Here is a 12,567-nt window from a genome sequence, read left to right as displayed (position 1 = left end):
TCCTTACAGGAACATCAGGAAATAGAGTAAGAATACGTTGACGATCAGCAGCAGGATACCGGTCGGTACCTGGGCTTTAATCACCGCGTTTTTATCCGGCAGTTCCAGCAGCGCCGCCGGTACGATATTAAAGTTCGCCGCCATCGGCGTCATCAGCGTGCCGCAGTAGCCGGAAAACATACCAATCGCCGCCATTACCGCCGGATTGCCGCCGTGCTGCAGGACTAAAATCGGAATGCCAACCCCGGCGGTCACGATCGGGAAAGCGGCAAAGGCGTTGCCCATCACCATCGTCAACACCGCCATGCCGATGGCGTACACGGCCACGGCGATAAAGCGGTTATCTACCGCCAGATAGTGCTCGGTCAGCCATGAAATGCTGGTTCCGACGCCCGCCGCGGTAAATAGCAGCCCCAGCACCGCGAGGATTTGCGGCAGGATAAAGGCCCAGCCGACAGAATCCAGCAAACGGCGCGCTTCCTGCATCGGCTGCGCCACCGTTTCATGGGTCATACGAATCGCCATCGCCAGGCCAATCAGCGTACCGACGGTCATCGAGAACAGGGTAATCAGCGTCGCGTGGTTGCCCGGCCCGAAGAGCGCCACCTGCCATGAAGGCAGATTGTTAAACAGCAGTACGCCAATGACGGTGACGACCGGAATCGCCAGCGCCGGATAGAAAAGTTTGTTGCCGAGGCGTTTCGCGCTGGCGGTTTTCTCTTCCTGGGTACGCTGATGGTAGCTGCCGAGGCGCACACCGCCAAAGCCAGCGATCAGCGCCAGTACCACCACCACCCCGCCGACGGCGATATTCACCGTACGCTTATCGCCCACCAGTTGATACGTCCAGTCGCCGAGCAAGAACACCAGCCCGTACAGGCCCCAGAACAGGCCGGTTGTCAGGCGCCGCGGATTGCTTTTGTCGCGCCAGGACATGATAGCCACGACCAGCAGTACCGCGCCGGCCAGCCAATATAAATACGTTTGTTGGAAGTTCATGCCGCACCGCCTTTCGCCTGCCCGGCGTTAACCCGGTCCAGCTCGCGCTGGAGATGGCGATCGAGGCGCCACAGGCGCGCGGCGTGGATCAGGAAGGCGCAGATCGCCGTCGGGATCCCCCACAGGGCAATATGCAACGGCTCGGTCTGGATCCCGCCCGACTCCAGCATAAAGTTGTGCATGAAGATGATCGCGCCAAAGGCGACAAAAATATCTTCACCGAAGAACAGGCCAACGTTGTCGGTCGCCGCCGACATTGCGCGCAGCCGGTAGCGCACATTGCCCGGCAGCGGGCCAAAGCGCTTTTCCGCCGCCCCTTCCGCCATCGGCGCTAGCAGCGGGCGCACCATTTGCGGATGTCCGCCGAGGCTGGTCAAGCCCAGGGCGGCGGTGGCTTCGCGCACGAAAAGATAGACGATCAGCAGTCGTCCGGCAGTCGCGCTATGGATCTTCGCGATCCACGCCTGCGCCCGCTCTTTCAGACCATGGCGCTCCAGCAGCCCGATCACCGCCAGCGGCAACAGCAGAATAAACGGCAGATTACGGGTATTGAGGAAGCCCTCGCCCAGTTTCTCCAGAATAGTGGCTATTGGCATATGCGCCGCCACGCCGGTGACGATCCCGGAGATAATCACCACCAGCACCGGGTTAAAGCGTAATAGAAAACCGACCACAATCACGGCAATGCCGATCAGCGGCCAGAGGGATATCACCTCTTGCATAATAACGTCCTGTTGAGTTGTGAGTGTTGTTAGTTATTTGATTTAATTATTATTAATAATACTCAGGCGGACTATTAATCAATGTCCGCGCTGACGTCGATATTGCGCCCTGCGAAAGCAGCGCGCAAGCGTCGGGCGAAATCGAGCGCATGAGCGCCATCGCCATGCAGGCAGACCGTTTCCGCCTTCACATGCGCCCATTCGCCGCTCAGGCTGCGCACCCGGTTGTGCTGCACCATTTCCAGCGTTTGCGCCAACGCCTGTTCTTCGCTCTCAATCAGCGCGCCCGGCTGGCTGCGCGGCACCAGGCTACCGTCAGCGAGATAACCGCGATCGGCGAAGACTTCCTGGCGCGTCGTCAGCTGATAGCGCTGTCCGGCGCGGATAAGCTCGCTCCCCGCCAGCCCGACCAGTACCAGCCCGGCGTCGGCATCGCGCACCGCGCGAGCGATGGCATCGGCCAGCGGTGGCTCTTTCGCCGCCTGGTTGTACAACATGCCGTGCGGTTTGACGTGCCGCAGCTCGCCGCCCTGGGCATGCACGATCGCCGCCAGCGCGCCAATTTGGTACAGCACCTGGGCGTAGACCGTCTCTGGCGGTAACTGCATCGCGGTGCGGCCGAAATTTTCCCGGTCCGGGAAGCTTGGGTGCGCGCCAATAGCAACGCCGTTTTTCAGCGCCTCGCGCACGCACTGCTGCATGAGCAGCGCATCACCGGCGTGAAAGCCGCAGGCGATATTGGCGGAAGAGACCAGCTGCAGCAGCGCGCTATCGCTGGCGCAGCCTTCGCCGAGGTCGGCATTTAAATCAATTTTCATCGCTTAATCTCCAGGCCAGTTGTTCAAGGTAACGCTGCTGGTCGGCGCGCGCTTTCAGCGCTTCTTCCAGCGAACAGGGGACGAAATGGATCGGCTGACCCAGCGGAATTTGCGCCAGTTGGTACATATCGGCTTCAATAATGCAGGCTATACGCGGATAGCCGCCGGTGGTCTGCGCATCGTTCATCAACACAATCGGCTGGCCGTTATGCGGCACCTGTACCACCCCGGGCAGCAGGCCATGGGAGAGCATTTCCCGGTCGGTTGTGCGTTTGAGCGGCTGGCCCTGCAGGCGGTAGCCCATACGGTTGCTCTGCGGGCTAAGGCGCCACGGCGAACGCCAGAAAGACTCCTGCGACACGCTGTCGAATTCGTGATACTCCGGCCCCGGCAGCGCGCGAATGATATTACCGGTCGGTAGCTGTTTAACGCCGCGCGAGGCGCTAAAGCGGCGGGAGGATTTCCCAATCTTCAATTGATCGCCATCCTGCAACCGGCGCCCTTCGATTCCGCCGATACCGACTTTCAGATCGGTAGAGCGGGAACCTAAAACTTCAGGCACGTCGATACCGCCCGCCACCGCCAGGTAGCTGCGGATCCCATGCTGCGGAGTTTTCAACACCAGCCGCTGCCCGGCCTTCGCTTCCATTCGCCAGCCCAACCAGACCGGCGCGCCGTCGAGCGTCGCTTCACAGGCGGCTCCGGTCAACGCGAACCAGCAATGGCGGGTAAACTGTACATCGACCTGACCCAGCGTAATTTCCAGCGCCGCCGTCTCCGGCGCATTGCCCACCAGCAGATTGGCAATAGTCATTGCCGGTTTATCCAGCGCGCCGCAGCGGCTAATTCCCCACTGGCGCTGGCCTTCCCGGCCGCCATCCTGGACCGAGGTGTACATGCCGGCGCGGATAAATTTCAACATACCCCCTCCTTCTGCGGCACAAAGCGCACGCGATCGCCAGAACGCAGCAGCACCGGCTCTTCACGTTTTGGATCGAATAATGCCAGCGGCGTGCGACCCAGCAGCTGCCAGCCGCCCGGCGTCGCCAGCGGATAAATACCGGTTTGCGATCCGCCGATACCTACCGATCCCGCCGGTACCAGTACGCGCGGCTCGGCGCGACGCGGCATCGCCAGCTGCTCCGGCAGGCCGCCAAAGTACGGAAACCCCGGCTGGAAACCCAGAAACCACACCATGTACTCCACTGAAGAGTGCAGTTCGACCACCTGCTTTTCGCTCAACCCGCTATGGCGCGCGACATCGCCAAGGTCTGGCCCCGCCTCGCCGCCGTAGACAACCGGGATACTTATCTCGCGGGATTCCGGCTCCAGCGCATCGCTCTCTTCCCACCAGCGCTGCAGCTTGTCAATCGCCTCCCACGCCATCTCCTGCGGACGACGCAGCACAACGGTGATGTTGTTCATCCCCGGAATCACTTCAACCACCTCTTCGCGATCGGTCAACCGCTGCGTCAGGCCCCAGATACGTTTTTGGCTCTCCAGGGTCACCGGAGGCTCAAGCTCCAGGACCACCGCCGTTTCACCTAATAGATAACAACGCGCTCGCTGCACTTTTTTCTCTCTCATCAGGCCGGGTTAGGGATATCAATAAAGGTGACGTCCAGGTCAGTATTTTCCGTCAGCCACTCGCTCAGGGCGCGAATACCACCGCGCTCGGTGGCATGATGGCCGGCGGCATAAAAATGCAACCCCTGCTCACGGGCGGAATGAATCGTCTGCTCAGACACTTCGCCGGTAATAAAGGCATCGACGTCAAAGCGGGCCGCGCTATCGATAAAGCTCTGGCCGCCGCCGGTACACCAGGCGACGCGGGTAACTTTGTCCGGCCCGGTATCGCCGCACCACAGCGGTTTACGCCCTAATCGCGCTTCAATCCACGATGCCAGTTCCAGCCCGGATACCGGCATAGAAAGCTCGCCCCACGGCACCAATGGTTCGATTTCCCCCATTACATTGATCCCCAGCAGCTGCGCCAGCTGGGCGTTATTGCCCAGTTCCGGATGCGCATCCAGCGGTAAATGCCAGCCATAAAGGTTGATATCGTTGGCCAGCAGCGTTTTCAGCCGATTGCGCTTCATGCCGCGGATCACCGGCGACTCGCCTTTCCAGAAGTAACCGTGATGCACAATCACCGCATCCGCCTGCAGACGAACGGCTTCATCAAGTAGCGCCTGGCTGGCGGTCACGCCGGTGACGATTTTCCGCACCGTCTCCCGCCCTTCCACCTGCAGGCCGTTCGGGGCGTAATCACTGATGGCCGCGCTATTCAGTTTTTCGTTAATTAATTGTTCCAGTTCGCTATTTTTCATTGCCGCTCCATCAGAAAATCAGTTTGCACAAACCTATAACATAACCACATCCGCCCGAGTCGTCGATAGCGACGCCAAAGGGTCCATTTCAGCCATTCGCGTAATCGCCCAAATTGCCTCTTCCCCTCACCGCGCATTAGTGTATATTTATGCACTTATAAAGCATATTAAATAACCAGAAAGCCATTTAGGCCATGAATAACACCAAACAAACGCTATTCATGCAGAAAGATCGACTTTCGTTTTACGGCCAGGAAATGAACGTTACATGAACAGACAAACTTCACAGCCACGGGCGATTTATTACGTCGTTGCGCTGCAAATTTGGGAATACTTCAGTTTTTACGGCATGCGGGCGCTGTTAATCCTGTACCTCACCAACCAGCTCAAGTACGACGATAACCACGCCTACACCCTGTTTAGCGCCTACTGCTCCCTGGTCTACGTCACCCCTATTCTCGGCGGCTTCCTCGCCGACAAACTGCTCGGCAACCGCATGGCGGTGATGCTCGGCGCGCTACTCATGGCTATCGGTCACCTGGTGCTCGGCGCCAGCGAAGTCGCTCCCACCTTCCTGTATCTGTCGCTGGCGATTATCGTTTGCGGTTACGGACTGTTTAAATCCAACGTTAGCTGCCTGCTTGGCGAACTGTACGAGCCGACCGATCCGCGCCGCGATGGCGGCTTCTCGCTGATGTACGCCGCGGGGAATATTGGTTCGATCATCGCGCCTATCGCCTGCGGCTACGTGCAGGAAGAGTACAGCTGGGCGATGGGCTTTGCGCTGGCGGCAGTCGGCATGATTGCCGGACTGGTGATTTTCCTCTGCGGCGGTCGCCACTTCCGCCATACCACCGGCGTTAACCGCGAGGCGCTGCGCGCGCGGACCTTTGTCCTGCCAAACTGGGGCTGGCTGCTGGTTTTGCTGGTGGCGACGCCGCTGCTGATTACCGTGTTGTTCTGGCAGGAGTGGTCGGTGTATGCGCTGATCGTCGCGACGGTGATTGGCCTGGCGGTACTGGCGCGCATTTATCTGCGCGCGGAGAACGACAAACAGCGTAAAGAGCTGCGCCTGATTATCGTCCTCACCGGTTTTAGCCTGCTGTTCTGGGCCTTCGCCCAGCAGGGCGGCAGCTCCATCAGCCTCTATATCGACCGTTTCGTGAACCGCCACGTCATGAGCTATGAAGTACCAACCGCGATGTTCCAGTCGGTTAACGCCTTTGCGGTGATGCTCTGCGGTATGGTGCTGGCATGGCTGGTTAAAGAGAACATCAAGGGCAACCGCACCGTGCGTATCTGGGGGAAATTCGCCCTCGGTCTCGGGCTAATGAGCGCCGGGTTCTGCATTCTGACCTTAAGCGCCCGCTGGTCGGCCGCGTATGGCCACTCCTCCATGCCGCTAATGGTACTGGGGCTGGCGGTGATGGGTTTCGCCGAACTGTTTATCGATCCGGTAGCGATGTCGCAAATCACCCGGATCGAAATCCCCGGCGTCACCGGAGTGCTGACCGGTATCTATATGCTGCTTTCCGGGGCGATCGCCAACTATCTGGCCGGCGTCATCGCCGACCAGACGTCGCAGGCGTCGTTTGATGCCGCCGGCGCGGTAAACTATTCGATTGAAGCCTATATCGACGTCTTCAGCCAGATCACCTGGGGCGCGCTGGCCTGCGTCGGCCTGGTGCTGGTCATCTGGCTGTATCACTCCGTGAAGGTCAAAACCCGCCAACTGGCGGTAGAATAAAAACTATCTGGCGGCTTCCCAGGCCGCCAGCGTCTCCAGCCGCGCCTGCTTATGGTCAACCAGCGGGCGCGGATACTTCAGCGCTACCCCCTGTTTATCCGCCCACAGCCACGGCTGATGCAGCGCTTTCTCTGGTACTTCCGCCAGTTCCGGCAGCCAGCGGCGAATAAACTCGCCCTGCTTATCAAATTTCTCCCCCTGGGTCGTCGGATTGAAAATACGAAAGTAAGGGGCTGCGTCGGTACCGGTCGAGGCCGCCCACTGCCAGCCGCCGTTGTTGGCCGCCAAATCGCCGTCGATCAGTTGGCTCATGAAATAGCGCTCGCCTTGCCGCCAGTCGAGGCGCAGGTCTTTCGCCAGGAAGCTGGCGACAATCATCCGCAGGCGGTTGTGCATCCAGCCGGTGGCGTTAAGCTGCCGCATGGCGGCATCGACGATGGGGAAACCGGTTTGCCCCTGTTGCCAGGCCCGCAGTTCATCCTCATTGCTGCGCCAGGCGACCTTGTCGGTCCAGGCGACAAAGGGCCGGCCTTTACACAGTTTCGGGTAGTAAACCATCAGATGACGATAGAACTCGCGCCAGATAAGCTCGTTCAGCCAGCTTGCGCCCGCTTCGCCATCCAGCGCGCCGGGCTGCTCCCGTAGCAAGCGATGCAGGCACTGGCGCGGCGACAGTACGCCTACCGCGAGACACGGCGATAGCCTGCTGGTTCCTTCTATTGCCGGGAAATCGCGCTGCTGATCGTAATCCGCCGCCGGCTGCTGGCAAAACGCGCGCAATCGAGCGAGCGCTGTTTTTTCATCCGCCGCGAACAGATCGGTGTCAAATGCCGTTTGCGGATAGTTGATTTCAGGCAGCGGCGGCGCCTGACGGGCGGCTGACGGGCATGGTTTAGGCGCCGCCACGCACTCCGGCAGCCCTTCACGCAGGCGGCGGATAAAGGCATTTTTAAACGGCGTAAAGACTTTATACATCTCGCGGTTGCCGGTCATCACGCTGCCCGGCGGCAACAGCACGCTGTCGTCAAACCCCTGACAGGTAACTTCTGTCAGGCTTTTCTCAACACCGGCATCGCGCCGGCGCTCATTAAACTCATACTGATAGTTATAAAATAGATGGCTCACCTGGTGCTGTTTACAGAAGCGCGTCAGCAGCTCGATGCTGGCGGCGAAATCGTCCGCTTCTTCTACCAGCAGCGGAATACCGCGTTCCGCTAATGCCGCGTGCAGGCTGCGTAAATGGCTGGCGATAAAGGCCGCCTGGCGCGGCGCCATATGATGCTGGCGCCACTGCTCTGGCGTGGCGATATACAGCGCCAGCACCTGCGCCTGCGGGTCTCGGCAGGCGGCGGCCAGCGCCAGATTATCGTGAAGGCGTAAATCCATGCGAAACCAGACCAGATGGGTGGCCATAAAACTCCTCACTCTCCGTAAGCAAAACTCATCACTCAGGCCGGCAAAATAGCGCGCTGCGGCAAAATAAGCACCTGCCAATTCTGCCACGGCGCGTGAAAGCTAAGTGTAGACAGCAGACGAAAAAAAACCGCCGGTCGTCAACCGGCGGTTTTTATATTCGTCGCAGCAGCGCGGATTAGTAGAAATCGTGCGCGGCTTTTTCCGCCTGCGCCATCCATACCGGCTGCTCACTGGTTTTCGCCCATACGCGATGCAGCCAGCTGTAGTAACGGGCACGATCTTTCCAGAACAGCATCACCGGCAGCGCAGCAACCCCGGCCACGACGGCGAAAGCGCGACGCATCAGGATAATGTGAGCAGGATAAGCTTTGTACAACGCCATAATTTCTCTCCCCTTTGTCAGGCCGGCAAGCAACGCCGGTAAATGTCACAATGTTTGTCTGCACAAATAGTACCGCGCTGGTTGTAATTTTACTACTCATCCGACCACTAAAAAGCACTTATTTATACTTAATTTACATTCATGGCGTAATTGAGTTACAAAAAAGTTAAATTAATACTAATCATTAGTTAAATTGTGCCTTTAGCCATTTTTATACTTTTTTTACACCGCCCGCGGCGATTTTTGCGAAATCTTTGCGCCGAAATTCCTACCCTCTCGGTATATCAATAAGAGACACACCCGGAGGTGGAAAGTGACTACAGGCATCATTGCCGGCGTAACGCTGGTGTTCCTGCTGCTGGCGTATCTGGTCTATGCCCTGATACATGCGGAGGCGTTCTGATGGCCGCGCAAGGGTTCTTACTTATCGCCAGCTTCCTGCTGGTACTGCTGGTGCTGGCGCGGCCACTCGGTTCGCTGCTGGCGAAAATGATCAACGACGTCCCGCTTCCAGGGCTTGCCGGCGTTGAGCGCGGTATCTGGCGGCTGGCGGGGATTCGCAGCCAGGAGATGGACTGGCGGCAGTACCTGATAGCCATTGTGCTGTTTAACGCTATTGGTCTCGCGGCGCTGATGGCGCTGCTAATGTGTCAGGGGTGGCTGCCGTTCAATCCGCAGCACTTCCCCAACCTGTCATGGGATTTAGCGTTGAATACCGCGGTAAGCTTCGTCAGCAACACTAACTGGCAGGCCTACGCCGGGGAAACCACCATGAGCTATCTCAGCCAGATGGCGGGCCTGGCGGTGCAAAACTTCCTGTCGGCCGCGACCGGTATTGCGGTGATCTTCGTACTGACCCGCGCCTGGGCGCGACAAAAAGTCAGCACCCTCGGCAACGCCTGGGTCGACCTGACCCGCATTACGCTATGGCTGCTACTGCCTGTCGCTCTGCTGATCGCGCTGTTCTTTGTGCAACAGGGCGTGCCGCAGAACCTGCAGGCTTATCAGCCATTCACCAGCCTGGAAGGGGTTCGCCAGTGGCTGCCGATGGGGCCAGTCGCCTCGCAGGAAGCAATCAAAATGCTCGGTACCAACGGCGGCGGTTTCTTTAATGCCAACTCATCGCATCCGTTTGAGAACCCGACGGCGTTAACCAACCTGGTGCAGATGCTGGCGATCTTCCTGATCCCGGCGGCGCTGTGTTTTGCCTTTGGCGAAGCGGTCGGCGATCGCCGTCAGGGGCGCGCCATCCTGTGGGCGATGGCGCTGATTTTCGTGGTCTGCGTAGCGGTGGTGATGTGGGCGGAAACCCGCGGAAATCCGCATCTGCTCAGCCTTGGCGCCGACAGCAGCCTGAATATGGAAGGGAAAGAGAGCCGCTTTGGCATTCTCGCCAGCAGCCTGTTTGCGGTAGTCACTACTGCGGCCTCATGCGGCGCGGTCAACGCGATGCATGATTCCTTCACCGCGCTGGGCGGCATGGTGCCGATGTGGCTGATGCAGATTGGCGAGGTGGTCTTCGGCGGCGTGGGCTCCGGGCTGTACGGCATGCTGCTGTTCGTCATGCTGGCGGTATTTATCGCCGGGCTGATGATTGGCCGCACGCCGGAATATCTCGGCAAGAAAATCGACGTGCGCGAAATGAAAATGATCGCGCTGGCGATTCTGGTAACCCCGACGCTGGTACTGCTCGGCACCGCGCTGGCGATGATGACCGAAGCCGGACGCAGCGCCATGCTGAATCCTGGGCCGCATGGCTTTAGCGAGGTGTTGTACGCGGTCACCTCGGCGGCCAACAACAACGGCAGCGCCTTCGGCGGCTTAAGCGCCGGCACGACCTTCTGGAACCTGCTGCTGGCGTTCTGCATGCTGGTGGGCCGCTTCGGGGTGATCGTCCCGGTGATGGCGATTGCCGGGTCGCTGGTGAATAAGAAAATTCAGCCCGCCAGCTCCGGGACGCTCGCCACCCACGATGCGCTGTTTATCGGCCTGCTGATCGGCACCGTCCTGCTGGTCGGCGCCCTGACCTTTATCCCCGCACTGGCGCTCGGCCCGGTGGCGGAACACTTCTCTTTACTTTAAGCGATGCGGAGCAGCCTGTTATGAGTCGCAAACAATTAGCCCTGCTGGAGCCGACGCTGGTGCGTCAGGCGCTGCTGGATGCGGTGAAAAAACTCAGCCCCTCGGTGCAGTGGCGTAACCCGGTAATGTTTATCGTCTGGATCGGCAGCGTGCTGACCACCCTGCTGGCGATGGCCATGGCCGGGGGGTATCTCGCGGGTCACGCCGGTTTTACCGCCGCCGTCAGCCTGTGGTTATGGTTTACCGTACTGTTCGCCAACTTCGCCGAAGCCATGGCCGAAGGACGTAGCAAAGCGCAGGCCAATAGCCTGAAAGGGGTGAAGAAAACCGCTTTCGCCCGTAAGCTGCGCGCGCCCCAGCACGATGCCCCGATGGATCACGTCCCGGCGGAAGAGTTACGCAAAGGCGATATCGTGCTGGTGGAAGCCGGCGACATTATCCCCTGCGACGGCGAAGTGATCGAAGGCGGCGCTTCGGTAGATGAAAGCGCCATCACCGGGGAATCCGCGCCGGTGATCCGCGAGTCCGGCGGCGATTTCGCCTCGGTCACTGGCGGTACCCGGATCCTTTCTGACTGGCTGGTGATCCGCTGCAGCGTCAACCCTGGTGAAACCTTCCTCGACCGGATGATCGCCATGGTTGAAGGGGCGCAGCGCCGTAAAACGCCGAACGAAATCGCATTGACGATCCTGCTGATCGCCCTGACGCTGGTATTCCTGCTGGCTACCGCCACCATCTGGCCCTTCTCGGCGTGGAGCGGTAATGCGGTTAGCGTTACCGTGCTGGTGGCGCTGCTGGTGTGCCTGATCCCAACCACCATCGGCGGCCTGCTTTCCGCTATCGGCGTCGCCGGGATGAGCAGAATGCTCGGCGCCAACGTTATCGCCACCAGCGGTCGCGCGGTGGAAGCCGCCGGCGATGTCGACGTACTGTTGCTGGATAAAACCGGTACCATCACCCTCGGCAACCGTCAGGCCTCGGCATTCCTGCCGGCGCGCGGCGTCGAAGAGCGCGTGCTGGCCGATGCCGCCCAGCTGTCGTCGCTGGCGGATGAAACGCCGGAAGGCCGCAGCATCGTGGTGCTGGCGAAACAGCGCTTTAATCTGCGCGAACGCGACCTGCAGTCGCTGCACGCCACATTTGTCCCCTTTACCGCCCAGACCCGTATGAGCGGTATCAACATCGACCAACGTATGATCCGCAAAGGGTCGGTAGACGCGATTCGCCGCCATATCGAAGCTAACGGCGGCCACTTCCCGGCCGATGTCGATAAGCAGGTAGAAGAGGTCGCCCGCCAGGGGGCCACGCCGCTAGTCGTCGCGGAAGGCGAGCGCGTACTGGGGATTATTTCGCTTAAAGATATCGTCAAAGGCGGCATTAAAGAGCGTTTCGCCCAGCTGCGCAAAATGGGCATTAAAACGGTGATGATCACCGGTGATAACCGCCTGACCGCCGCCGCCATCGCCGCCGAAGCGGGGGTTGATGATTTTCTGGCCGAAGCGACGCCGGAAGCCAAGCTGGCGCTGATTCGCCAGTATCAGTCGGAAGGACGGCTGGTGGCGATGACCGGCGACGGCACCAACGACGCCCCGGCGCTGGCGCAGGCTGATGTGGCGGTCGCGATGAACTCCGGCACCCAGGCGGCGAAAGAGGCGGGCAATATGGTGGATCTCGACTCAAACCCGACCAAGCTGATTGAAGTGGTGCATATCGGTAAACAGATGCTGATGACCCGTGGGTCGTTAACTACATTCAGTATCGCCAACGACGTCGCCAAGTATTTCGCGATTATTCCGGCCGCCTTCGCCGCCGCCTATCCGCAGCTGGCGATGCTGAACGTGATGCATCTGCACTCGCCCTCTTCGGCGATCATGAGCGCGGTTATTTTCAACGCCCTGATTATCGTCTGCCTGATCCCTTTAGCGCTGAAGGGCGTGAGCTATCGTCCGCTGTCGGCATCGGCGATGCTGCGCCGCAACCTGTGGGTTTACGGCCTCGGCGGCCTGATTGTGCCTTTCGTTGGTATTAAAGCCATCGACCTGTTGCTGACCCTGACCGGTCTGGTGTGAGG

Annotated in this window: 12 protein-coding genes; 4 read left to right on the top strand and 8 right to left on the bottom strand. The window is 59.6% G+C overall.

The annotated features are described in order from the left end of the window. Positions 1-3 precede the first annotated feature (3 nt). The 6 genes from PGS10_RS03655 to ybgI all read right to left on the bottom strand — a co-directional run bounded on the left by PGS10_RS03655 (position 4) and on the right by ybgI (position 4,869). The gene (locus tag PGS10_RS03655) at positions 4-999 is read right to left on the bottom strand and encodes a DUF979 domain-containing protein (protein WP_047049226.1); all 996 of its coding nucleotides are present in this window, start codon (positions 997-999) and stop codon (positions 4-6) included. Continuing rightward, entirely contained in the window at positions 996-1,721 is a 726-nt protein-coding gene (locus PGS10_RS03650) for a DUF969 domain-containing protein (protein WP_045393033.1), read from the bottom strand. The genes PGS10_RS03655 and PGS10_RS03650 overlap by 4 nt, the downstream gene beginning before the upstream one ends. A 74-nt stretch (positions 1,722-1,795) precedes the next feature. Beyond that, on the bottom strand, positions 1,796-2,539 hold the full coding sequence (pxpA, locus tag PGS10_RS03645) for a 5-oxoprolinase subunit PxpA (RefSeq protein ID WP_015367681.1): 744 nt from the start codon (positions 2,537-2,539) through the stop codon (positions 1,796-1,798). Further along, positions 2,529-3,461 carry a 5-oxoprolinase subunit PxpC gene (gene pxpC / locus PGS10_RS03640; protein WP_213797409.1) on the bottom strand — a complete coding sequence of 311 codons (933 nt, stop codon included), beginning with the start codon at positions 3,459-3,461 and terminating at the stop codon, positions 2,529-2,531. The genes pxpA and pxpC overlap by 11 nt, the downstream gene beginning before the upstream one ends. Then, a complete protein-coding gene (pxpB, locus tag PGS10_RS03635; RefSeq protein ID WP_316422455.1) occupies positions 3,455-4,111 on the bottom strand; it encodes a 5-oxoprolinase subunit PxpB in 657 nt (218 codons plus the stop codon). Before pxpB ends, pxpC begins: the two co-directional genes overlap by 7 nt. A gap of 14 nt (positions 4,112-4,125) precedes the next feature. Beyond that, complete coding sequence (gene ybgI, locus PGS10_RS03630; RefSeq protein WP_316422454.1) at positions 4,126-4,869, bottom strand: radiation resistance protein YbgI; 744 nt, start codon at positions 4,867-4,869, stop codon at positions 4,126-4,128. A gap of 268 nt (positions 4,870-5,137) precedes the next feature. Here ybgI and dtpD point away from each other — a divergent pair, with 268 nt between their 5' ends. After that, the gene (gene dtpD, locus PGS10_RS03625) at positions 5,138-6,616 is read left to right on the top strand and encodes a dipeptide permease DtpD (RefSeq protein WP_047049237.1); all 1,479 of its coding nucleotides are present in this window, start codon (positions 5,138-5,140) and stop codon (positions 6,614-6,616) included. A 3-nt stretch (positions 6,617-6,619) separates the two neighbouring features. On the opposite strand, the gene phrB is transcribed toward dtpD, so the two are convergent. Continuing rightward, positions 6,620-8,029 (bottom strand): deoxyribodipyrimidine photo-lyase, encoded by a 1,410-nt coding sequence (gene phrB / locus PGS10_RS03620; protein WP_316422453.1) that lies wholly within the window; start codon positions 8,027-8,029, stop codon positions 6,620-6,622. Between the two features lie 178 nt (positions 8,030-8,207). Then, positions 8,208-8,414: a DUF2517 family protein gene (locus tag PGS10_RS03615; protein WP_015367687.1), complete on the bottom strand. Its 207-nt coding sequence runs from the start codon at positions 8,412-8,414 to the stop codon at positions 8,208-8,210. Positions 8,415-8,727: 313 nt separating this feature from the next. On the opposite strand from PGS10_RS03615, the gene kdpF reads away from it, so the two are divergent. From kdpF to kdpB, 3 genes are read left to right on the top strand one after another with little or no spacing between them, the layout of a single operon-like run. Further along, positions 8,728-8,817, top strand: coding sequence for a K(+)-transporting ATPase subunit F (gene kdpF / locus PGS10_RS03610; protein WP_020079348.1), 90 nt, complete (start codon positions 8,728-8,730; stop codon positions 8,815-8,817). Next, entirely contained in the window at positions 8,817-10,496 is a 1,680-nt protein-coding gene (gene kdpA, locus PGS10_RS03605) for a potassium-transporting ATPase subunit KdpA (protein WP_063414724.1), read from the top strand. The genes kdpF and kdpA overlap by 1 nt, the downstream gene beginning before the upstream one ends. 20 nt (positions 10,497-10,516) lie before the next feature. Beyond that, on the top strand, positions 10,517-12,565 hold the full coding sequence (gene kdpB, locus PGS10_RS03600) for a potassium-transporting ATPase subunit KdpB (protein WP_045381543.1): 2,049 nt from the start codon (positions 10,517-10,519) through the stop codon (positions 12,563-12,565). The last annotated feature ends 2 nt before the right edge of the window (positions 12,566-12,567 follow it).

The organism is Klebsiella sp. 141153, assembly GCF_032601995.1.
In the GTDB taxonomy this organism is placed as follows: domain Bacteria; phylum Pseudomonadota; class Gammaproteobacteria; order Enterobacterales; family Enterobacteriaceae; genus Klebsiella; species Klebsiella aerogenes.
Note: the sequence above shows the minus strand (reverse complement) of the source record. Positions and strands in the feature narration are given on the sequence as shown.